Below are 25,207 nucleotides of genomic sequence, written 5' to 3'. Positions count from 1 at the left end.
CCCTGTTAATTAGTTATCATCTGGTGTTGGTAAAGTGATTGGTTTTGAATTTGATTGCTGTCCAAATGGTACATCATAGACATCAAAATCATTCACAACACGTGTGTTTTCAAATGTAGACCGTGCTTGATAGGCTAATTCATTAGCTGCCTTACCAGCATAGCGCGCTGAAATATGTGTCAACAATAGACGCCCAACATCGGCTTTTTGGGCCATTGTAGCAGCTTGAATACTGGTCGTATGGTAATGATTACGTGCTTGTTTACCTTCACCCTTACCATAAGTTGCTTCATGAACCATGACATCTGCGCCTTTGGCAAGCACCACAGTATTATCTGTTTTACGTGTGTCACCAATAATGGCAACACAACGGCCGGGTTTGGCTTCACCAATGACATCTTTACCATGAATTGTACGACCGTCTGGTAGCGTTACGTCCTTACCCTTCTTTAATTGTCCATATAATGGTCCTGCCGGTACGTTTAACTCACGCAACCGATCAACCAGCAATTCTCCGGGATGGGGATGCTCAACAATGCGATAGCCAAATGAGGTAATCCGATGATCCAAAGGTAAAGCAGTTACTGTAAACTTATCAGTTTTTAGTACCTCACCACCCGTTTCTGGCAATTCAACATATTGAATTGGATACGTCAAATGCGTTTGTGCGATTTGCAAACTTACCTCAACAAATTGGCGAATGCCTTTAGGTCCGTATATCGTTAAAGTATCATCCCCGCCTTGAAACGAACGTGATGATAGTAATCCAGGCAAGCCATAAATGTGATCACCGTGTAAATGGGTGATAAATATTTTAGTCACTTTACGTGGACGAATCGTTGATTGCAACATTTGACGTTGTGTCCCCTCACCAACGTCAAACAACCAGACCTCATTAATTTCTTCAAGTAATCGTAACGCAATCCCGGTTACATTACGAAAACGTGCTGGAGACCCAGCGCCAGTTCCTAGAAACTCGATTTGCATAATTAGGAACTCCTTATCTATTTAAGTTATTTGTGCTCATTTCTTGTTGAAATTTTTTTCAAAAAGAAAACCGCCTGAAATGACGGTTCATACTATCTTCAATTTTAGCATTTTTTACAAGGTTTATACAGCAGTTTCATTACGCTAAAAGGTAATTGTCCTAGTATCTGACGGTTTAACAATTTCATTCCCTGCTGAATCTTTAACCGTTGCAAATTGCATATCAAGTGATGTTAAATGTTTTCCCATACTTTCTGGCACTAAAATCGTTGCTGTTGTGGCAACGGTATCATATGGCACAATACCAGCCGTATTTAGCCGGCCGTCGTTATAAATACCACTTAGTGCAGACATCGTCGTTCCTTTAGGATACTTAACAGCAGTCACACCTGGTGTTATTGCGGTAACATTATTATTATTTGTCACATCATAGGAAATAACGACACTATAAAAGTTTTCACCAATTTTACGATCATTCAGTGCACGACGAGCTGAAAGCAAACTATTTTGTGTTCGGGCCGTATTTTTAAAAATATCAACCTGTTTAATATCGTAAATCATATGACCATTTGTAATGGTACTATTAACCTTTTTACTACCAACCCACTTTTGTGCAAGGCCGGTCTCAGTTATTTGATACTGACCTATTTTTTTAATTTCACCTCGTTTAACAAAGTCTTTATTTTGTAAATCTTTTTTAGTTGGCTCATATTCTTGATAACTTTCTTTTCCTTTTTTTGCAAAAGGATGTTTATTATAGTTTAAAGTTTCTTCAGCCATTGTTCGCACACGAGTCGGTTCGCCACTATTACGATACAATACTAAAACTATAATGATAGCTACAATACCAATGATTGCTGTTAAGAGCCAGCCCGTTCGTTTTTGCATATTACCCTTCCTTTGATTAGGCTAACACGATAATATCATCAATAACCCGATAACCATATATTTTATGCAATAATTGCTCACTATCACGAATCATTATTTCTAAATTATCTTCATCATATTTTTCTAAGTCTTTAATAGTGGTCACTTGATTTTCATCTAACTCTAGCACTAACTTATCACTATCTTTGCCCACAATTCTTATAAAGACATATTCTGATACAAATAATCCAGTTGCTAGCGGTCGATTTGATGGCATACCAGTTAATGAAATTTTTAAATCTCCTAGCACCATCCAGTAACCCCCTAATCATCTATCAATTATGCCACACAAAAAAGCAAGTAACCTTAAACAAAGTCACTTGCTTTCAATTTTTAACCGAAAAATCCTTTTTTGTGCTCACCAGTCATTGTCTCTTTAAAAGCCTCAAGTGCCTTTTTCTGTTCCTTATTCAATTTCTTTGGAACATCAACATACAATGTCACAATGTGATCACCATTATTATTACTACGCATATGAGGAGCACCCTTACCACGTAGACGGAAATTCGTTTCAGTTGCTGTACCAGCTGGTACCTTCAACTTAACGTCACCATGAACAGTTTTAACTTCGATTTCACCACCAAGAGCAGCTGTCGTAAAGTCGATACCCATTCGTGAATAAACCGTTGCACCATCGCGTTCAAAACCATCCTTTGAAGGTGAAACACGGAAGACAACGAACAAATCACCATAAGGTCCACCGTTAAAGCCGGCTTCACCTTGACCAGACAAACGCATTTGTTGACCATTTTCAACACCAGCAGGCACTGTAACCTTTAGTTCTTTACTCTCTTGTTTACCGTCATCAGTTGAACGAGTATATGAAATAGTTGTTTCCTTACCAAAAACAGCTTCTTCGAAAGTTAAGCTCATACGGTATTGTAAATCTTGTCCTTTACGTGGACGATTTGGATCTTGAAAGCCACCACCGAACATTTGGCTAAAGATATCACCAAGGTCAGAGAAGTCACCATATTGGGCACCGCCACCGAAACCACCAAAGCCGCCGAAGCCACCTTGACCGCCTGGCTGACCATCAGTTGAGCCATATTGATCGTACATGGCACGCTTCTTCTCATCACCTAAGGTCTCATAAGCTTCCTGTACTTTCTTGTACTTCTCTTCAGCACCTTCCTCATGATTAATATCGGGGTGATACTTCTTAGATAACTTACGATAAGCCTTCTTAATTTCATCTTGTGAGGCATTCTTATCAACACCTAAACGCTCATATAATTCAGTATTATTCATGAGGCAAATCCTCCTAAAAATTAAATATGTATCGCAGCTGAGAGCTGCTATTCTCACAGCTGCGTACGGTCTGTAACGTAGGGGTTGTTCAGATCGTTAAATTAGTTTACTTCTTATCATCATCTGATACATCTTCGAAGTCACCGTCAACGGTTCCATCATCTGATTTACCGTCTTGTGCAGCGCCATCTTGACCTTCAGCTGATTGTGTTTGTTGGTATAACTTAACAGCTAATTCCTGTGAAACCTTCTCCAAAGCTTCCTTCTTAGCCTTCATGTCATCCAAGTTGTCAGCTTCCTTGGCAGCCTTCAAATCAGCAACACCATCTTCAACTGGCTTCTTTTCATCTTCAGGCAACTTGTCGCCAACTTCTTCCAAAGTCTTCTCTGATTGGAAGATTAATTGGTCAACTTCGTTACGCAAATCAGCTTCTTCCTTACGAGCCTTATCAGCTTCTTCATTAGCCTTAGCGTCATTCATCATACGCTCAATTTCCTCATCTGACAATGAACTTGAGCTCTTGATAGTAATCTTTTGCTCCTTGTTTGTTCCCAAATCCTTAGCAGATACAGAAACAATACCATTACGGTCAATGTCAAACTTAACTTCAATTTGAGGTACACCACGTGGTGCAGCTGGAATATCTGCTAATTGGAAGTTACCCAATGTCTTGTTATCAGCGGCCATTGAACGCTCACCTTGCAAAACATGGATATCAACGGCTGGTTGGTTATCAGCAGCAGTTGAGAATGTTTGTGACTTTGAAGTTGGAATAGTCGTGTTACGATCAATCAACTTCGTGAAGACACCACCCATTGTTTCGATACCCAATGATAATGGTGTAACATCAAGCAAAACAACATCCTTAACATCACCAGTAATAACACCACCTTGAACAGCAGCTCCAAGGGCAACAGCTTCATCAGGGTTGATTGAGTGATCAGGTTCCTTACCAGTCAATTCCTTAACAGAATCTTGAACGGCTGGGATACGAGTTGAACCACCATTTAAGATAACCTTATCAATATCGTTCATTGAAAGATCAGCATCCTTCAAAGCGCTACGAACTGGTCCTTCAGCACGCTTTACCAATTCAGCTGTTAATTGATTGAATTGTGCACGTGACAAAGTTGTTTGCAAGTGCAATGGACCTTCATCAGTTGCTGTAATAAATGGCAAATCAATTTGTGCTTCTGTAGCTGATGACAAAGTCTTCTTTGCAGTTTCAGCAGCATCCTTCAAACGTTGTAGAGCAAGCTTGTCATTCTTCAAGTCAACACCGTGCTCTTGCTTGAAGCCATCAGCTAACCAGTCGATGATCTTTTGGTCAAAGTCATCACCACCAAGGTGAGTATCACCATTAGTTGACAAAACTTCGAACACACCATCACCTAATTCAAGGACAGAAACATCAAATGTTCCACCACCCAAATCGTAAACCAAAATCTTTTGGTCTTCTTCTAGCTTATCCAAACCATATGCTAATGATGAAGCCGTTGGCTCGTTAACAATACGCTCAACTTCTAGTCCGGCAATCTTACCAGCATCCTTGGTAGCTTGACGTTGTGCGTCATTAAAGTATGCTGGTACAGTAATAACAGCCTTTTCAACTTTTTCACCTAAGTAATCTTCAGCATACTTCTTGATGTATTGCAAAATCATAGCTGAAATTTCTTGTGGTGTGTAATCTTTACCCTCAATCGTTACTTTGTAACCAGACTCACCCATGTGTGACTTAATTGACAAAACAGTGTTAGGGTTAGTAATTGCTTGACGCTTTGCTGTATCACCAACTTGTGTTTCACCATTCTTAAATGAAACAACTGAAGGAGTTGTACGTCCACCATTAGGATTAGTAATAATCTTTGGTGAGCCACCTTCCATAACGGCAACAGCTGAATTTGTAGTTCCTAAATCAATTCCAATAATCTTTGACATAATATAATTTACCTCTTATTGATCAGATTTTTGTTATTTATTAATTAATCATGAAATCTGTTTTAATTATAAACAGATACCATTGCTGGTCGAATAACCCGATCAGCTAAGACATACCCTTTTTGAAGAACCGTCGCAATTGTATCGGCTGGATGATCATCATCCGCTGGTACTGATTGAATTGCTTGGTGGAAGTTAGGGTCAAATGTTTCACCAGCCTCACCGACTGCTTTAACATCATGCTCTTCAAGCGCTGAAACTAAAGTCTTGTAGACCATTTCAACACCCTTTTTTATTTGTTCAGCTGAATCATTATCAGCTTCCACTTGCAAAGCACGCTCTAAGTTATCTACGGCTGGCAAAATTGAATTAGCCAATTTTTGATTAGCGAATTTAATTGCTTGTGCTTGCTCTTTTGCATATCGAGCTTGCATGTTTTGCATTTCAGCATGTGCACGTAAATACTTGTCTTCAGCCTCAGAAACTTGTGCCTCTAAATCAGCAATTTTTTCTTCTGAAGAAGGTACTTTTTCAGCTTCGGTGTCAACAGTAGTTTCTTCACCGGTAACCTCAGTAGTTTCTTCGTCAGTAACCTCAGCCTCTTCTTCAGGCTTTTGCTTTTCCTTTGACATGTCAACACCTCTTTTCTAACGATAATATTCTAATAACTGTTGCGTTAAAGCACTACGGAACGCATCAACCAAGCTTACCATGTCAGCATATCGCATGGACGTCGGTCCTAATATGGCTATTGCACCAACACCATACTGTGCAACACGATATGTGGCTGATACTAAGCTATACGGTGATAATAAACTATTACCATTTTCATCACCAATCTGTACGATAACTCCATCATTCGCTGTTCCGACAACTTGACGCATATCTATTGCTGAATCAAGTAATTGATATAACTGTTTGATATCTTGCAAACTAGAATCTGTCGTAAAGTCAAGAACATTTAAATAACCGCCAATAAATACTTTATCGTGAATCGAACGTGTTAAGACGTCGCCAAACAATTGCAAGAATGCAACTGGGGTTCGAATTGTTCTTTCCATTTGTCGCGGTAAGTCACCATTTAATGTCTTTAATACTTCAATAATAGGTTGATTAACTAATGTTTTATTAATATAAGCCACCATATCATCAAGGTTATCAATTGACATTCCAATTGGTAAACGAAAACTTTGACTTGTAACTTGACCGTCATTCGTAACAATTATGGCCATAATCTGTTGACCATTAATTGGTACTAAACGAAATCCTGATAACCGAATATCAGCTGACTCCGGTTTTAGAGCAACAACCGTATAACCTGTTAGACTCGCTAATTCATTTACCATTGTTTGCATCAAATCATCAATTTCTTGAAAATTTCGATTGAAAACATGTTCCAAAGATTTTTGAACAACTTTTGATAAATGTTGTTGATGCATTAATTCGTCAACATAATAACGATAGCCCCGTTGTGAAGGCACGCGACCTGATGAAGTGTGCTCCTTTTGTAGCAAGCCCAAATCTTCTAGTAGTGCCATCTCATTGCGAACAGTCGCTGAACTTACTGTCAAATCCAATTCGTTCAATAACGTCTTAGATCCAACAGCTCTGCCGGTTTTTGCGTAATCGCGAATTATTGTGGCTAATATTAGCCGCTGTCTTTCCGTTAACATACGCGCCACCTCCTTAGCACTCTCAACTCCTTCGTGCTAACAATTATTATAGTACACGCCTCATAGCTAATTGTCAACACTTTTAGCACTCTTTATTTATAAGTGCTAATTTAAATTTTGAAATTTACTAAAAAATGCTATGAAACCAGCATTACGAGCTACTTTCTAAATTGAAATTTTTTATCACTAGCGTAGACTTTTACTTTTTTCTACATGTTAAAAACACCAATAAATACCATCGAAAATTGTAAATAAATTTACGACGAATTTATTGATGTTTATTTTATAGATACTTTTAACGAGATTCATAATAGATAAAATCAAGGTCGTCCTTTGGATTAATAGATCCAAACAAGCTACTCCTTTTTGAGTGACTTAGTAAGCGGATCAAAATAATATAATTTATCATCAATGAAGTGCCAATCAGATAACAATGTATTATTAATTGCGTACTGCTTATTGCCTAACTCATCAGTTTGCCAGCCATTTGATAGAAAGAGTTTTTTATTTTGTTCCCAATCACTTATACTTATATTTCGATTCGCAATCATAAAATCAGCAATGGTATAACTCATCTGACGATACGTACTTGCTTTGGGATGAACATTATCTCCTAAAGATAAGCGATTATAATAAAAATCAGTTTGTTGCCAATTTAAAACCGGAATGCCAAAACTATAAAACACACTTTGTAAAGCTTGTTGCAACTCTTGTAAACTATAATCGCTTTTTTTGTTTTTTAAATACGATGCAAAAGGCACCGCACCGATAATTTTTAAACTAGGATGAACATTTTTTAACCGAATAATATTAGACTGTAATCTTTGTTGTACATAACCTAAATTATTATCACTATAATTAAGATCATTTACACCTAACGCTATTAATAGATAATCTGCTTTTTTAAAGCTTGAATCATTAATAATATTAGTAACATTGTTCGTTAAATCTATCGGCATCACGTTACGATTACCGCTAATTTGTGCCCCTGAATATGAGTAATTATCATTAACGTTTTTAGGTTGTAATAATTGTTCTACTATCTTCGGACACGAATCATGAACAACTTTATGGCCATCCCAACCTACCATTAATGAGTCCCCAATAACCCAAATATTTTGATCATGAAAATATAATAATTCTGGTATCGTTAACTTTATCTTAATGGTCTCATTTAATATTGGTTTGTGTGACGATTGCACGATTGAGTGGTGCAATTCATGTGCCGTAACGATTTTTTGTTCTAAATTTACAATAATTATTCCCAACCAAATTGACCAAATAATTCGGATAAATAACATGCCAAATACCTCATTAATTTTATTTATTGTTTCATACTACTATGAAATAAAATTGCTAAAGAAAATAAAATTAAACGTACGAGAAAAAATTAGCCATTATTCTCAATTATAATAGTTCACATAAAAAGACAGTAAACTCTAAAATTGAATTTACTGCCCCTTAATTACATATTATTGTCTTAAGTAAAATGTATGATTAGTTCCAAAATCATAGGTTTGGCCACCAATTTTAACATTTTTGCCTTCTACAGAACGACCGTCTGAGCCAACATAGTATTTGTTACCCCATTCAGTTACCCATTGATTTTCTTGGCGAACACCATTTAAGAAGTAATAGTAAGCACCTTTATACATTCTAAAGCCGGTATAAGCTTTTCCGTGTTCAAGCCAACACCAGCCTTGATTAGTGTTAACATAGCCATTTTTAGCTAAGCCACGTAAATAGAAAGTACCATTATTACCAAAATCATAGTATGTACCATTCACATTATATGCTTTACCTTGTACAGCACGACCAACACCATCCACATAGTACTTATAGTTCCAGGCTGAACGCCATTGATTATTGATACGATAACCATTTTCGAACCAATAATACGTCCCCATATAGAATCGGAAGCCAGTATATGGCTTACCCTTCTCATACCAACGCCAACCTTCACCAATATTTTGGTAACCTGATCCAGCCATTAGCACACCATCACTATTGGCATAATATTTGTGTCCTTTATAAGCGACATTTTGATTAGTTCGCAAATAATATGTGCCATTATTTCCGAAGAAATACAACTTACCACCTATATTTTGAACACCAGATACTGCACGACCATCTTGGTTTGTATAGTACGTGTAGCTCCATGCGTGGCGCCAACCAGAATCCTGACGAACACCATCTACAAACCAATAGTATGTACCCATATAGAATCTAAAGCCTGTATACACTTTACCATGTTCTAACCAACGCCAACCCTGATTCGTATTTAGATACCCCGTTTTGGTACTGTGTTTCAATGAACCAGCTTTATCAATCGTATATGCTTGTTTATCCATCAAATACAACGCGTTAGGATTACCCTTTTGCACAACACCATCTTTACCAACATATATTTGTCGACCATTTACACTTACAACTTGATTTCGAACTAATTGCTTGGTATTAGGATCAAAATAAAACTGTTTACCATTAATTTGCGTTAAACCAGATGCCAATACATTATGCTTAGCATATTGACGATAACCTTCTTCACTATTTTGCCATCCATTTGACACAAACTGTTGATGGCTATCGTACTCCTTGACTGAACTTGAATCATTTGCTAATAACCAGTCAGAAATCTTAGTTGCCATCTTATCGTAAGTGGCTTGATTTGGATGAATCAAATGATCACCTAAATCATTAGGAGAATTTACAACACCTGAATTTTTCCAATCCAAAACCGGAATACCAAAGCTTTGATAAACATCACTCAGTGCACTTCTCAATTCATCTATTGAATAATCACTTGGTTTATTTGTTTGATATGAAGCTAATGGTAGTACACCGTAAATCGTGACATTGGGATTTGCCTGACGCAAACGCTTAATATTAGTTTGTAACCGTTGTTGTACGTAACCTAAATTATTAGAACTATAATTTAAATCATTAACTCCCAATTCAATCAATAAAACATCAGCTGATTTATAGGCTGGACTGGCAATAACTCGGCGCACATTGTTCGACAAATCCATAGGCGCACTATTTTGGTTACCTGAAATTTGTGAACCACTTGAAGCAAACTCCGCATGTAAAGATTTAGGATGTAATTGTTCATTAATTAAAGTTGGATAATTCTTTTTAACAACCCGCTGGCCATCCCAACCAACAGCTAATGAATCACCAATAACCCAAATGTTTTTATCTTTATAAAAATCATTACTATCTTCAGATTTTTCAGGAACTTTTTGCGGTACTGAATTATCGTCTGTAGGAATTACACCATTAATATTTGCAGTTGTTGTTGTATCCTCATTGGCCTGATGGACCTCGTCAGCATTGATTGTCAATGCTGCACCAAACATAACTGCTAAAATAGTTTCAATTACTAACCCAAACCTTAATTTTTTCATGCTCCCATTTCCTTAAAGTGTCTATCTCAATCAAGACTACTTATCCTTATTTTCATTTGGAAATTCAATGATTGGATCAAATTTCTTGCCCGCTTCAATACCTTCACGCATAATTTTTATTCGATTTTCTTTATCAGGCATATGACCTGTCTTCAAACGTAAATAATCTAGTTTGATTTTAGTTTCACCACGAACGCGTCGATAGAAATTACGTTTCTTCATTGTATAAACACGATTACGATACATGTTGAAGTAACGTGGTACACGTTCTGGAATATCATTTGTAATATCATCTTCAGTATTAGAACGCATCTTATGCGTTACTGTAGAATCTGGTATTAAGTATCCAGGTGCAACTCTTAAGGCACGTTCCGTATATTCCAAATCATCAATCCAAATAAAGAAATCGGTGATTGGCAAACCAATTTTACGCACGATATAACGTGGGAATAATACTGACACAAACGTACCGTTTTCAATCAACGTTGGCTTTGTAAAGTTCTTTGTCAAGGTCGTATTGAACGTACCATATTGACGTAAAACATTTCTTACGGATGGTTTGCCATCTGTAAATAACACATTTGATGACAAAAAACTGAAGTTAGTATTCTCATCTGCAAATGCTAATAATGGCTGCAATGAATCTGGGTGAACGATTGTATCATCATCCATAACCCAAACATAGTCATCATCAGTATGCTCATAAAAATAACGAATACCGGCATTAAATCCACCTGCACCGCCAACATTTTCAGCCAAACGGACATATTCAATGCGATTGCCTAATGATTCTAAGTATTCTTTTGTATCATTGTCAGAATTATTATCAACTACAATTAAATGAGACAATGCAGGTTCAACGGCTTCTAAAGCTGCAATTGCTTCTTTTAACATTGGTAAACGATTATAGGTAACAATAACTGCACTTACTTTTCCCATGTCACTACTCCTTTACCTTGTTTTTCGCAAATTCAACTGATGGATGGAAGAACCACCCATGTGTAACACCCTTAATAACCATTCTGACACGTAACCATTTCTTCGGTTGACCATTGAAGAAGATCATTAACATTTCGTAAGCAATTCGAATATGTGCTCTCAAAAAACGAATAAAGCCACGATTACGGCTAAAGTACATGCGATTCCTAAATGCATAAAAATATCTTGGTACACGATCAATGGAATCTAAAGAAACATTTGATTCAACATTTTGTGCCATCTTATGAATAATACGTGACGTTGGTACCATATAACCTGGCAACTGACGCGCAGCGCGTTCTGTATATTCGATATCGTCTCCCCAAATAAAGAACTCTTTAACAGGCAAACCAATCTTATCAACAACATCACGTGTAAACATTACTGAAACAAAGGTCGCATTACGTAACTGTTCCATCTCTGTAGCATCCAACGGAATCTTCTTAAAACGATTAATTGGAAATGGCAAATTCATTTTAGCACGTGTATTATCTGTCCAACGTACGTCTGAAGCCAAAAAGCCAAATTGATCATTAACCTTTTGTGCCGCCTTTAACAACTCAGTTAGAGCTGAAGGCGTTGGCACTGTATCGTCATCCATTAACCACACATAGTCATCAGTGGTTTCTTCCATAAAGTATCGAACACCTTTGTTAAAACCACCAGCACCACCAATATTTTCAGGTAAACGTACATAACGAATTTGATCTCCCAAACTCGTTAAATAGTCTTCTGTATCCTTTTCACTATTATTATCCACAATAATAATGTTATCCACTTTTGTTTCAGAATTTTGCAATGCCGCAATAACTTCTTTCAACATAGGTAGTCGATTATACGTCACTACCACAGCACTCACTGTCATGTTATTCTTCTCCAAACTAATTTTTAAAATTTCTATTTAATCAACGTGTATTATTTTTCTTTGCGAACGACATAAATTGGACGACGCTTTGATTCTAAATAAATATTAGAAATATAGCGACCCAAAATGCCAATACTCAACAATTGCACACTGCCAATTGCTAAGACAATGACCACAATCGATGCCCAACCAAGCACGGAAGAATTTGGATAAATAAGTGCTCGGATAAAGACAATAATTGCACCAATAACGGCTAAAATAAATGACACTACACCTAAGAAAGAAACTAATACCAAAGGAGCTCGTGAGAAATCGATAAAGCCTTCAATCGAATAGCTTAACAACCCCCAAAATGACCAAGAAGTGTTACCAGCAACCCGATCTTTATTCTCATACTCTAAATATTTTTGCTTAAAGCCAACCCACGAAAAAATTCCTTTTGAGAAACGATTATACTCGGGCATGCTTAAAATAGCATCTACCATTTGCCGAGACATTACTCTAAAATCGCGAGCTCCCTCAACAATATGCGTATCAGACATAGCATTAATTAACTTATAAAATAATTTTGAAAACCATGAGCGAATCACAGGTTCACCTGCACGGCTTGTCCGACGAGCTCCGACAGCATCCCATTCACCTGATGAAACGCCAGCTAACATTTCTGGTAGCATTTCTGGTGGATCTTGTAAATCAACATCCATCACAGCAACATATTCGCCAGTTGCATGTTCTAACCCTGCATATAATGCAGATTCTTTTCCAAAGTTTCTTGAAAAAGAAACATAGTGCACATTTTCATCTGCATCGGCTAATTTTTCGACTTCAGCTAAAGTATTATCTGTAGAGCCATCATCAATGTACCAATACTCTAGATCATAGTCTATAAAATTTTGATGTTCTGCTTCTAATGCGTTATAAAACAATGCGACAGTATCTTGTTCGTTAAAAACAGGAACTACTAATGATAATTTAGACATAAAATTTTTTCTTCCTCACTAACTCTACTAGATATAAGTATAACAAAAAAAGTGCCGATTAATTGGCACTTTTTTATCATTTATCTTTTAAAATGTTCACTGACAAAATTCTTCACATTAGTGATGAAATTAGCACGTAACAATATAATCAAAGTAAAGTAAACGACCACGCCAACAACAATTTGAATAACTGATCTAGCCGGCGTTGCAGCCATATGCGTTGTCATCATCACTAAGATGACAAACATAATAATTCCTGATAACGCATATTTCCAAACACCATTAAATAATTTTTTAAATGATAAGTCATAACGAACGACCCAAAACTGATAGAACGTTACAGCTGCTTCTGATAGTACTGTTGCGATAGCAGCACCATACAATCCCCATAATGGAATTGTAATAAAGTTTAGCAAAATATTGACAACGGCACCAACCGTTACTGAAATTGTGTAATCTTTTGTTCGATTAATTGGCATCAAGTACTGGGTACCGATAACATTACTCCAAGCAATAAATAATACAATTGGTGAAAGCAAAGAAATTGTCCAACCTGATGGCAAGAAGTTAGCACCCATGTACCAAATAGCTGTCTTTGGTCCAAGTGCCATCATACCAAACATCAATGGAATCGCTAACGCTGTGACAAAGTCCATTGATAAATAAATTGCTTTATTAACGGCTTTCATATTGCCCCGAGCAAAGTAATTAGCAACACGTGGCAACATAACTGTTCCCATAGCGGTCACTAATGCCAATGACACCTTAACAATTTTATCCGCATTTTCATAAAAGGCCGATGCGTCAATCGAACTATTTTGGAACAAAGGTAACATTGTTTTATTCAATTGCAAATATACTTGTGTTGCAATTGTTGGAATAAACAATCCAATTGTTGGCATCAAATGTTGCCACAAATTCAAAGTTCGTAGTTTTGGTAACTTAACAGTTCCAGGAATATAAAACCACATCGTGATATTACCAACAACTTGTGTCAAAGCGAGTAACAAAATATAACGATCAACGTCAGCTGGAGACTTAACGACCAAGAAGATTAAAATAACCATCGCAATTTTAACTAATGAATTACGAATAACCGTCTTTTTAAAATCTTCTAAGCCCATAAAGTACCAAGAAATATCCAATAATCCAGAAACAATTACCCATGTTTGTAAATATAATTGATGGTTATTCTGGCTAAATTCACCTGGTACATTTCGCATACTATAAACAAATAAAATATAGATTGCTATAGCAATTAAACTCACCACAGTGTGTAGTAATTGAATTTCCCAAAACCGCCTATTACGCAAATCAATATCATCACGCACATAAGCAATTTCTCGTTGACCATAAAGCGTTACTCCCAATGTTGCGAATAACAAGAAATAACTAACAATGGAATTTGTCCAAGCCTGAACACCCATTCCGGCAGCACCAAGCACGTGTGACAAATAGGTCATTGTTATCAACGGAGCTAAGACTGTTAGTAATTGGTAAAACACATTATATAAATAATTTTTAACAACTTGCATATTTTCCTCTATTCAGGTAAATAAATGACCTACTTCATATCATTATCACTATGGTAATAATTTTTTAACTACTGGTATTTTTTGTAAAATCAGGATAATCACAACACTTACCAACCAAACAAGTAATGGCAAAATAAATAAATGTACTAATGATGAAGCTGATAAATTAAATACTTTTTCAGCAATTATGATAATAAATTCATGAATTACGTACACCCCTAATGAAACGCCTGATAACTTTCGTAACCATTTAGCTACCTTTGCTGAAGGTTGCCATGATATATCAAAGTGATGTTGTGCCCAAGCCCAAATACCTAATGGTATAAAAAATCCACCGATTGAGAAGACACTATATACATCACGGACCGTTTCACCACGGTATGCTGATAAAACAATCGTCGTTACAAACATAAAAATAATACTTAGGATTGTCCCTACATATAACCAGTGGCGTTGCTTTGACGTTACTTCATAATGATGTAAATACCAACCAACAAAGAAAATACCAACACCTGTTGACAATGCTAATGGAATATTATTAACCATTTGGTCAGGTGTTCGTTGTAACAACATATACCCGTAATTAATGATTCCTGTTCCAATAACATATAGCGCAATAATGTATTGCACCACTTTCTTATTTTGTTTAGTAGCTAAAATAGATAAAAATGGCATTGCAATATAAATCGGGATTACAAAGTAAAAGAACCAAAAAATTGGTTGAATCGAGTCATATTCCAATCCATTAATAAAACCCTTAATTGACCAATCATCATGCTGTAGCGCAAAGTGATTCCACATATACCAGACAAATGACCAAAATAGAAATGGTACAAATACGCGGAAAAATCTTTTCTTAAAAAACGTTTTGGTATCGTATCGATCACGATAATTTAATAAATTAGCACCTGAAATCATGAAGAAAATTGGTACTGCCCAAATGAAAGCAATTTGAATCACTAAACTGATATACCAATTAATATGACCTGGTTCATACTGAAAAGCGTACTCTGAAGTATGCAACCATAAAACAGCCATCGTCGCCATAATATTTAAAATGTCCATATAATAATAATGGCTTTTTTGACCATTCATCAATGTCGATTTACCCATGTTATCTCCCATTTTAACTTCTAAGTGTGTTGCCAGTCTTTTTAAGTTTAATACCTATATTTATAATGACAACAATTATCCATGATACAACTGTAAAAATCCATAATAGATATATCCAATCCGGCGTCTGGTATCCAACATAAATAGTAGATTTCCCAGCCGGTAATTTAATGCCAACTGTACCACGATCAGTACTATTGGCCTTCACTAATTTATTATTAACTTTAACAGTTTCATTACCATAAAACAAAAATGGTAAGTCTACCTTTGCACGCTTATTTAAGTGCATCACCCCTTTTACATGATCAATATGATATGAAAAATGAGGATGCTTTACTTGGTTATTTATCAAAACATCATGCGTCATAATAGAATAATAATTTTTTATTGGCCAAGAAACAGTTGGTGCATAATCCATCACACCAATATAATCATGCCGGGAATCCTTTAACTCATTTAATTGCTTCCCGTTTGCTTTAAATTTAGTCTCAAAATGAACCTCATTATCATAAAATAAATTATTTAATGCTAAATCCGGTTGATTTGAGCGAGCATTGATAACATTAACTGTCTTCGTGATAAATAATCCAAATACCATAACTGTGATAATCGAAATCATGACAGTTATTTCACGCTTACTTTTAAACGTTGTTACTAAGACATCTGATAAGAAAAACATCAACAAAAGCGTTGTTATATCTAATAATCTATACGGAAACTGGATGATTGCTATAAACGACTTAGGCACTAAAGCCCATGGAAAGGCTGCTGTTGAAATAATAAACAAAACAACACCGATGCTACCAACAAAAGTTGACATAGTATAGTGTTTCTTGAATAACGCTACCAGCACTAAAATGCATGCTACTAATCCTAACAGACCAATATTAACGAAATTCATATCCAAAGCATTATTAATTGATTGACTTAAAGTAGCCTCTCTAATAATATTCGGCGTTTGTGTTGTTTGAATAGCTCTAAATCTAAATTGGTACAAGAATGGCAAATAAACAATTGCTGTTAAAAGTAATGCCAGTATGACAGATTTACCAAGTGCAACAATTCTTGCGATTTCAAAATTTTTATTTTTATAAACTAAGGAACCGATAAAAATAACTGCAAATAAAATCAACGTCAAGAAGATACTTACCATATGACTATACAAAACTAATGATAAGCCTATTGGTAGTGCTAACCATTTTTTATAATCGCCAAAGACAACGTTATAGAAACCCGCAAAAGCCAATGGTAGAAAAGTATAGGCTAACAATTCACCTAACACAAATTGATCATAACCAAGATAAAAGCGATAAGTTGAAAAGCCATATAGTATCGCAAAAACAATGCCTTGATAATGACCATCTTTTTTAATCAAGCGAACTGAATGATAAGCGATAATCAAAGTTGCTAATTGAATTAATAATTCACCAAAATAAAAAGCATGCACTGGGTTACTAAAAACATTAAATAATTGTGCCCATCCAATGAAAAAAACAAACGGGTAAAAAAAGTTTGCCGCACTACCAATATTTGTTAAAACATCAAAGAAGCGGTAAGGCAAAATATGATGATTAAGGCCATCTGCAAGACCAACGATTCGATTTAAGTGAAATAACAAATCACCTGATCCATAAAGTAGCCCCTTACGCCAAAAAATAACTATCGAACCAACTGATAATAGTAAAAAAATAACATAGGCAATACTAACTTGCTTGAAATTCTTGTTCATTACTCCATAGTCTCCAAAAAGAAAGACTCAATCAACTTTAAATGACTGAGTCTAAATACTTTAGTGCTTTTCGTCGTGCGCAAAGTTGAAATCTGCAGGTATATCAAATTCCTTTTTAACAGTATTAAATGCTGCATTGAACACTTGATCCATATCGTAGTAGCGGTATTGACCTAAGCGACCACCAAAAATAAATTGGTCCTTATGCTTACGAGCTTCCTTTGCGTATTGTTTGTATAAGTTTGTGTTCTTTTCGTCATTAACTGGATAGTAAGCTTCCTTTGAACGATCCCATTCTTGTGGGTATTCCTTCGTCACGATGGTAACGCCATCATCTGACAAACCATCGAAATGCTTCCATTCCATGACACGTGTGTAAGGTGTTTCTGCATCAGTATAGTTAATAACTGAGTTACCTTGGTAATTATCCACATGCTTCAATTCTGATTCAAAGCGAACTGAACGATATTCTAGTTCACCAAATTTGTAATCGAAGAATTGATCAATCATTCCGGTATACACAATACGTGGGAATTCAGCAATGTATTCATCTTTGTGATCAAAGAAATCTTCATTAACACGAACATCAATCAAATCGTTGTCCAACATCTTTTCGAAGATTTGTGTATAACCACCTACTGGGATACCTTGGTAACGGTGGTTAAAGTAATTGTTATCATAAATGAAACGAACTGGTAGACGTTTAATAATGAAAGCTGGTAGCTCAGTTGCTTTACGTCCCCATTGCTTTTCCGTATAACCCTTAACCAACTTTTGATAAATGTCAGTACCAATCAATGAGATCGCTTGTTCTTCCAAGTTACGTGGCTCACGATCACCTAATTCAGCTAATGCAGCCTTCTTTTGCTCTTCAATCTTAGCTTGTGCTTCAGCAGGTGTCTTGGTTCCCCACATCTCATAGAAGGTGTTCATATTGAATGGTAGGTTGTATAGCTCACCCTTGTAGTTAGCAACAACTTGGTTTTGGTAACCATTAAATTCAGCAAATTGATTAATGTAATCCCAAACTTCCTTGTTATCTGTATGGAAAATGTGAGCACCAAAATCATGCACTGTAATACCATGGTCAGTGTGTGTATACGTATTTCCAGCAATGTGGGCACGTTTCTCAACAATCAATGAACGCTTACCACGCTTAGCAGCCTCATAGGCAAAAATTGCACCAAATGGACCAGCTCCTACTACTAGATAGTCATAATTTTTATCGTTTAAAGTCATTTTTATTATTATCCCCTATATCCTTATACAAAATACATCAAATATACTCTATCATAAATTAAGATTATACAACCTTAAAAATGAACTTTTTTACTAGCATTTTTTAAAAACTTACGCTTCAAGAATTGTGTACCCTTATCAACCCAATTCGTTTTTTCAGTTGTAATAACTGGATACTCCTTAAATGTTTTATGTTCTGTGTATAACCATGTATCCATCAATCGTTCTGACAAAAAACCGAAGACGCGTTGTTCCTGACCCTCGTAATCACGATACGGAATACGTTGTTCAACTTCATGTAACACATCAAACATGAAAGATGTATATGACTGGAATGATTCCTGATTCATGATACTCATATTAAATAAGTGAGCCGTTTTTGACTGACCCATTTTTTCAAATGCATCATAATAGTCTGGAAACTTTTCCTTAATCACATCTCGCATCACAAAATAAGGTTCATTTTTATGTGCATTTAAATAATGATCTTGTTGATTTTCAATATAGTAATTACGTTGCTTAGGCAACAAAACATCAACTTTTGTTAATGCTTGCCGAATCTGTGTTTCTGATAAAATCTTACTTAAATCATGGCCACCTTGATTACCTAGATAACGTCGATAATGCACTAACCCAATAATATCTTCATCTTTTAAATTATATTTTGCCCAGTAAAGTGCTGTTAATTCATTAAAAAATGGATTCATCTTTGAAATATTTTGACCAACATTATCTTTTAAATAACCGTCAGGAATTGTTTCGCGTAAATCAGCACCCACCATAACTGGTTGATAACCAGGTTCATCAGGCATTTGATATGGTTTGTGCGTTGCAATCAAAATTTTCATATAATTAAATTCCCTCACCTATCATTAACTTCATCTTCAGCCAAATGAATAACACGCCAGTAGAAGAACAACATTAGCAAAATTGGCCACGACGTTGCATTAGCTGGTGTTACTGCAGCAACTAGCAAAGTAGCGATAACTGTTACCAGAAATGCTTTAATAACAACACGATAAAAGACAATATGTTCGTCGTTATCAAGATTTCCTAATGACTTCAACACCCTAAAGGCACGCTTAATCAAACCAATTAATAGCCATGCACCCATTGCCATAAATACCAAACCATAGCGTGCTAACCAGCCAAACACATCATTTAGGATTGGATAAGATTGGTGCTTATAGACTGCCATATATTCATAATTATTCTTTGACCATTCAGGCAAGTTTTGGACAATATAAGGTCCTTCATAACCGTAACCAACACCAAGCAACGGGTGCTTTAACCATGCCCCGATTAGACCAATCGTTCCACCTAATCGATTATCAGTTCCTTCTTTTTCGAATAACCAACGATTAAGCAACTCATTTACAGATGGTATTGCAACATAAGCCAACGCTACGGCCAATATGGCTAGCACACCTAAACCAAACAACCAGGCCTTTTGCTTTTTTGGCGCCATAAGCCAATATAATAGTGCCAAAATAAAAATAATCAAAAAGCCAGTTGTCGTCTTAGCCAACATTAATACACCAGCCATAAAAATTATCATGACCCATGACAACACATATAATTTGCGATGTGTTTTAAAAGATTTGATTGGTTCTTGAATAATCATCAACAACAACGGTGCGAATGCTAATCCTAGTAATAGTGCCAAAAACGAAGCTTCTGGTTCTAAACCATTCAAGCGGAACAGCGTCGCTACATAACTACCATTATTATAAAAATCACGATCTAACCAATGACGTTCAAATAACTTAGCAATAAGGTTTACAACTGGCTTAAAATAGGTCTGCCCTAGTATAAACAAAATTTGTGGCAAAAGTACGATAATTGAATAACCAACAACTGTCCAAATAGTGCCTTTAGCAAACTTTTTTGCATCATCATATGATTGAATAGCCATCTTTTGGACTGTATAAGCAATCCAAATAACCAAAATCATTTGGATAAATGATACCAAACTATGCAACAATCCATATGTTTGCTGGCTGTTACCTAGTTTCACCGACTGATATGCCATCAGACCTAGTTGTACAACAACAAATGTTCCCCAAATACGTAGCGTATTTGTTTTAGGCAACACTGTATTTAGCAATTGTGGTTGTACATATAGTTTACCTAATATATACATTCCAAAAATAACAACCGCAATTTGGGCAAATGAGTCAAAGAAGAAATAGGTATAAGTCTTTGGAAGTATCGCAAATGGCATTAACCAAGACATCATATATTACTCCTTTTAATTCTTTGATGATTTCATATTTTTATAAATGCCGGTAAAGAATGCCAAAACAATTCCTACTGCTACACCAACAACTAAGCCAAATAGAGCTGCCTTCTTTGGTGAACCACCTGAAACAATTGTTGCAGTTTGCGCAGTTTTAGCTGTAGACATTAGTTGGGGTTGTGGCATATCAGATACTAACTTTGGTGCATTCTTAGCATATGAATCTGTATAAGCGTTAACCATTTTAACGGCCTTTTTACCCTTATCAACACCAGAAACTTTAGCTTTAATTAACAATGTGCTATCAGGTGATGACAACGTCAACATTTGACGTAATTCGTTACCTGTCACCTTCACGTGTTGTTGCTTCAAAGTTTTAACTGCTGGATCAATAATAGTCCGATCTTTTCCAATTTCACGATATGTTTTCAACATCCATGAATTTCCTGTTACTTGAGAATTTGGATCTTTTGCATCACTCTTAATTTTTCCAACATACATCGTTCGTGTAGCACTTACATTAATTGATGAAGGTTGTTTATTAACAAAGTACATACTTACAGCGCCAATAATTCCCAAAATAATAATCCACCAAGCATTGCGTAACAAATGCTTAAATAAATCAGTAACCGTAAATTGATTTTCCATTTTAATAATTCCTTTTTAAACTAAAAATTTCTGATTAACTTTTAATCAGTTCAAAAAATAAAACTCGCTAATCACAATTATACATGAGAAAAAGCGAGTTTTATAGTTTTATATGCTACATAGCGCCATCACCTTTGAAAACAGCAATGACTGTCATAAACAAAATTTTAAAGTCAAACCATAAATCAGCTTGGTCTACATATCCAATTTCTAATTCGGCACGCTCAGGATATTGTATTTCACTACGTCCACTAGCTTGCCATAGACCCATTGCACCCGGCTTAACTGATAAAAATTTATCAACATTATCACCATATTCAACAAGTTCTTTTTCCACTACTGGTCGTGGGCCAACAATACTCATCTCACCATTTAAAATATTGATAAATTGTGGCAATTCATCAATTGATGTCTTACGCAAAAAAGCACCAAACTTCGTAATGCGTGGATCTTCTTCAGTTGGTAATTTATAACCATTCTCGACAAACTTCGCATACAATTCTTTGTTTGCATATAACTTTTCTTCAGCACCAACCACCATCGAACGGAATTTATAAATACCAAATTCTTTGTGATTCATACCAATACGCCTTTGTTGATAAAAAACTGGTCCCTTATTATCACCAAATAAATAAAATAGCGATACGATCAAAAATACTGGCGATAAAATAATTAAAGCAAATAATGATACCGAAATATCTAGAAAGCGTTTTGCAAATTTATAACTCTTCTCTGACAAATCAAAAACTCCTTTTCAATCAACAAAGCATTATAAATACTTTGCATCGTACTCTGAATCTTGTGATGTCAAAATTTTTGGACCATCATTTGTAATTGCAACTACATGTTCATATTGTGCTGACCAAGAACCATCTTCTGTTGTAACTGTCCAGCCATCTTCTGTTGAAGTATGCACTTTCCAACCACCAAGATTAACCATTGGTTCAATCGTTATTGTCATACCAGGCTTCAATCGTAACCCATGACCAGCAACACCGTAATGTGGAATAGCCGGTTCTTCATGCATTGTTGGTTGAATACCATGGCCGACATATTCACGTACGTTACCATAGCCATTTTCTTTGCTTACATACTGGTCAATTGCTGCACCAATATCACCAATTCGGTTACCTACTTGGGCTTGGTCAATCCCAATATATAAGGCCTTCTTAGTAACATCCATCAATTTCTGTACTTCATCAGAAACTTGACCAACAGCATATGACCATGCTGAATCAGAAAAGTAACCATCTAAGTCAACAACTGTGTCAACTTTGACGATGTCACCTTCTTTTAAGTACAGATGTTTACGTGGAAATGCATGTGCAACTTCATCATTCACAGATACAGTTGTTGCATACTCATACCCCTCAAAACCGATTTGAGCAGCTCGGCCACCATGACTTTCAATATATTGACGACAAAATTTTTCAATCTCCCACGTTGAAATTCCTGGCTTAATTAAGTCACGAAGGCCTTTATGCATACCTGCAATAATGGCACCTGACTTTTTCATGCCTTCAATTTCTCGTTGTGATTTTATTGTAATCATTTATTTTCAACCTACTTTTCTTAACTCAGTTTAGCTACTCACATTATACGCTTAATTACGTAATTCTTGGTAAATTTTAATTTTAATTAAAAAAAGATTGAGAACAAATATGTCTCAATCTTTCAAGCATACATAAGTGAACCTTAAGTAAATTTATCAGCTATACCTTATAGTTAGCGTAAATAATAAGTACCATCATTTCCAAAATTATATATGCGACCGTTAATTTTATGTTTACCTTGCACAGCACGTCCATCACCACCAACGTAGTACTTATGACCCCAGGCCGTTTGCCATTGATTTTCTTGACGAACACCGTTAGTAAACCAGTAATATGCTCCCATATGGAACCTAAAACCAGTAAATAACTTATCCTTTTCAAACCAACGCCAACCGTTAGACGTCGCTAAGTAACCTTGTCGTGGTTGCTTTCCTAACGTCAAAACACCATTTGTGTCAGCCAGGTAAATTTGCCCGGCAATTTTTAGTGTTTGATTTGTCCGTAAATAATAAGTGCCATTCTTACCAAAGTAATATTGTTTATTGTTGATAATTTGTAATCCTTGCACAGCACGTCCATCACCACCAACGTAGTACTTATGACCCCAGGCCGTTTGCCATTGATTTTCTTGACGAACACCGTTAGTAAACCAGTAATATGTTCCCATATAGTACCTGAAGCCAGTAAACCGCTGGCCGTTTTCATACCAATACCAACCAGTACCATCGTTTACATATCCTTGATATTTCGTAGGCTTAGGCTTTTGGACTGATTGATCATGATTTAAATTTGTATCAACCGGCACCACCGATGATGAAGGATTTTCTAAAAATTTTGAGCCATAATCAATCGACACATCAAAGACACCGGTAACACCTGGGAAATTAGTATTAGAATTCCACTGCCATGCACCATATTGTTGATGCCAAAGATGATCACTTGAAGGCGTATATGGATACGATGCCATCCAAATATCACGATTACCAAATGAATTAATATCTAGTTTAGTTTGTGAAATATAATACGGCGCTGTATACAACATTTGACGCTGATAACCTAACGCTTGTAAACGATGGCGAAATGCTTGCGCATGTGCGGTCACATCCCCAACCTGCGTCTGAGCATCTTCCAAATCATCTGCTAAAACTGTCGAAGCCGGTAACCCAAGTTTTTTAACTTGTGCGGCAAAATAATCAGCTTCCTGATTAGCTTCTTGTACCGATTGATATTTCGCATAATGATATACCGAAATGATCATCCCCGCAGCACGTGCATTGTCAATTTGTGCTTGTGCAACTGGACTTATATAGTAAGTACCTTCCGTTACCTTAACAATCACGCCTCGCACACCATACGATTTCATCTTTTGAAAATCAGCTATTGAAATAACTTTATTCCAAGAAGAAACATCAACCAAATCCATTCGCGGTTTATTGGGTTCTCCTGCTGTAACGTTAGGTACGCCATCAGCTGATGCATGTTCAACAAACGCAACAAAACTACCAATACCTACCATAAAGATGAACATTAACTTTTTAAAGTAATTCATTTTAAATACCTTAATTACATCACGTAATTAATTGTCTGCTTTCTCAGATATAGTAAATCTTGGCACTGTGCACAAGTGCTTTCTAAGAATACTATACTAAGCTAAGCATAAATGAATAACTATTTTTTAATTAACAAAAATTTAGTCAATTACTTTATTGCATTTGTGATTTTACATACTCAGCAAAATCCATGTTTTGTGTTTTAGCTTGCTGCCAGTATTCTGCTATCGTTGCATCATTAATTGATGATGAATCAATACCGGCTTGATACAACTGAATGCGTGCTGCTTGAATATCAACATCTGAATTTGATGTATCATTTGTTCCTGCCGCTGAATTGCTCTGTGATGAATCCAATGTTAATTCTTGATCACCTGATAATGATGTTGCTTGATCTGAAGAACTAGTCATTTCAGACTGACTCCTTTGCTTAGAAGTTGCTTGCTTTTTTTGACTAGATTTACTTGATTGCTGTTGTGTATCTTGATTGTGCTGACTTTTTGAATTAGAAAATGAACTCTGTGCTAGATAAATACCAGCAACAATGACTACAACAATTAGTAGTAACCACCAAAGATTTCGTTTATTTTTCAT

Annotated in this window: 23 protein-coding genes; all 23 read right to left on the bottom strand. The window is 36.0% G+C overall.

Translation table 11 applies throughout. The features are described from left to right. Positions 1–9 precede the first annotated feature (9 nt). Positions 10–987 (bottom strand): ribonuclease Z, encoded by a 978-nt coding sequence (gene rnz, locus ACSYSF_RS02680; RefSeq protein ID WP_489868186.1) that lies wholly within the window; start codon positions 985–987, stop codon positions 10–12. 144 nt (positions 988–1,131) lie between these two features. Continuing rightward, complete coding sequence (locus tag ACSYSF_RS02675) at positions 1,132–1,875, bottom strand: hypothetical protein (protein ID WP_489868185.1); 744 nt, start codon at positions 1,873–1,875, stop codon at positions 1,132–1,134. Between the two features lie 16 nt (positions 1,876–1,891). Beyond that, positions 1,892–2,167: a hypothetical protein gene (locus tag ACSYSF_RS02670; protein WP_489868184.1), complete on the bottom strand. Its 276-nt coding sequence runs from the start codon at positions 2,165–2,167 to the stop codon at positions 1,892–1,894. Positions 2,168–2,247: 80 nt separating this feature from the next. Continuing rightward, positions 2,248–3,165: a DnaJ C-terminal domain-containing protein gene (locus ACSYSF_RS02665; protein ID WP_489868183.1), complete on the bottom strand. Its 918-nt coding sequence runs from the start codon at positions 3,163–3,165 to the stop codon at positions 2,248–2,250. A 106-nt stretch (positions 3,166–3,271) separates the two neighbouring features. Next, complete coding sequence (gene dnaK, locus ACSYSF_RS02660) at positions 3,272–5,104, bottom strand: molecular chaperone DnaK (protein WP_489868182.1); 1,833 nt, start codon at positions 5,102–5,104, stop codon at positions 3,272–3,274. A gap of 62 nt (positions 5,105–5,166) precedes the next feature. Further along, entirely contained in the window at positions 5,167–5,736 is a 570-nt protein-coding gene (gene grpE, locus ACSYSF_RS02655; RefSeq protein WP_489868181.1) for a nucleotide exchange factor GrpE, read from the bottom strand. Between the two features lie 15 nt (positions 5,737–5,751). Then, positions 5,752–6,777: a heat-inducible transcriptional repressor HrcA gene (gene hrcA, locus ACSYSF_RS02650; protein WP_489868180.1), complete on the bottom strand. Its 1,026-nt coding sequence runs from the start codon at positions 6,775–6,777 to the stop codon at positions 5,752–5,754. A gap of 356 nt (positions 6,778–7,133) precedes the next feature. Beyond that, positions 7,134–8,078: an SGNH/GDSL hydrolase family protein gene (locus ACSYSF_RS02645; protein WP_489868179.1), complete on the bottom strand. Its 945-nt coding sequence runs from the start codon at positions 8,076–8,078 to the stop codon at positions 7,134–7,136. A gap of 171 nt (positions 8,079–8,249) precedes the next feature. Continuing rightward, positions 8,250–10,184, bottom strand: a complete 1,935-nt coding sequence (locus ACSYSF_RS02640; RefSeq protein ID WP_489868178.1) for an SGNH/GDSL hydrolase family protein — start codon at positions 10,182–10,184, stop codon at positions 8,250–8,252. A 36-nt stretch (positions 10,185–10,220) separates the two neighbouring features. Beyond that, a complete protein-coding gene (locus tag ACSYSF_RS02635; RefSeq protein ID WP_489868177.1) occupies positions 10,221–11,123 on the bottom strand; it encodes a glycosyltransferase family 2 protein in 903 nt (300 codons plus the stop codon). A gap of 4 nt (positions 11,124–11,127) precedes the next feature. Beyond that, the gene (locus ACSYSF_RS02630; RefSeq protein ID WP_489868176.1) at positions 11,128–12,027 is read right to left on the bottom strand and encodes a glycosyltransferase family 2 protein; all 900 of its coding nucleotides are present in this window, start codon (positions 12,025–12,027) and stop codon (positions 11,128–11,130) included. A 50-nt stretch (positions 12,028–12,077) separates the two neighbouring features. After that, entirely contained in the window at positions 12,078–13,007 is a 930-nt protein-coding gene (locus tag ACSYSF_RS02625; protein ID WP_489868175.1) for a glycosyltransferase family 2 protein, read from the bottom strand. Positions 13,008–13,087: 80 nt separating this feature from the next. Continuing rightward, complete coding sequence (locus tag ACSYSF_RS02620; RefSeq protein WP_489868174.1) at positions 13,088–14,542, bottom strand: flippase; 1,455 nt, start codon at positions 14,540–14,542, stop codon at positions 13,088–13,090. 48 nt (positions 14,543–14,590) lie between these two features. Further along, positions 14,591–15,655, bottom strand: a complete 1,065-nt coding sequence (locus ACSYSF_RS02615; protein WP_489868173.1) for an acyltransferase — start codon at positions 15,653–15,655, stop codon at positions 14,591–14,593. A gap of 13 nt (positions 15,656–15,668) precedes the next feature. After that, positions 15,669–17,384: a hypothetical protein gene (locus ACSYSF_RS02610; RefSeq protein ID WP_489868172.1), complete on the bottom strand. Its 1,716-nt coding sequence runs from the start codon at positions 17,382–17,384 to the stop codon at positions 15,669–15,671. Positions 17,385–17,444: 60 nt separating this feature from the next. Then, complete coding sequence (gene glf, locus ACSYSF_RS02605; protein WP_489868171.1) at positions 17,445–18,623, bottom strand: UDP-galactopyranose mutase; 1,179 nt, start codon at positions 18,621–18,623, stop codon at positions 17,445–17,447. A 74-nt stretch (positions 18,624–18,697) separates the two neighbouring features. Beyond that, positions 18,698–19,471, bottom strand: coding sequence for a DUF4422 domain-containing protein (locus ACSYSF_RS02600; RefSeq protein WP_489868170.1), 774 nt, complete (start codon positions 19,469–19,471; stop codon positions 18,698–18,700). Between the two features lie 14 nt (positions 19,472–19,485). Then, positions 19,486–20,862, bottom strand: a complete 1,377-nt coding sequence (locus ACSYSF_RS02595; RefSeq protein ID WP_489868169.1) for an O-antigen ligase family protein — start codon at positions 20,860–20,862, stop codon at positions 19,486–19,488. Positions 20,863–20,874: 12 nt separating this feature from the next. After that, positions 20,875–21,510, bottom strand: a complete 636-nt coding sequence (locus ACSYSF_RS02590; protein WP_489868168.1) for a YveK family protein — start codon at positions 21,508–21,510, stop codon at positions 20,875–20,877. A 115-nt stretch (positions 21,511–21,625) separates the two neighbouring features. Further along, positions 21,626–22,249, bottom strand: coding sequence for a sugar transferase (locus tag ACSYSF_RS02585; protein WP_489868167.1), 624 nt, complete (start codon positions 22,247–22,249; stop codon positions 21,626–21,628). Between the two features lie 30 nt (positions 22,250–22,279). Continuing rightward, positions 22,280–23,062 carry a type I methionyl aminopeptidase gene (map, locus tag ACSYSF_RS02580; protein ID WP_489868166.1) on the bottom strand — a complete coding sequence of 261 codons (783 nt, stop codon included), beginning with the start codon at positions 23,060–23,062 and terminating at the stop codon, positions 22,280–22,282. 173 nt (positions 23,063–23,235) lie between these two features. Further along, positions 23,236–24,612: a GH25 family lysozyme gene (locus ACSYSF_RS02575; RefSeq protein WP_489868165.1), complete on the bottom strand. Its 1,377-nt coding sequence runs from the start codon at positions 24,610–24,612 to the stop codon at positions 23,236–23,238. A gap of 154 nt (positions 24,613–24,766) precedes the next feature. Then, a complete protein-coding gene (locus ACSYSF_RS02570; RefSeq protein ID WP_489868164.1) occupies positions 24,767–25,207 on the bottom strand; it encodes a hypothetical protein in 441 nt (146 codons plus the stop codon).

The organism is Weissella sp. ESL1139 (assembly GCF_058506735.1).
The sequence above is the reverse complement of the archived record's forward strand: the minus strand, read 5'-3'. Positions and strand labels throughout refer to the sequence as shown.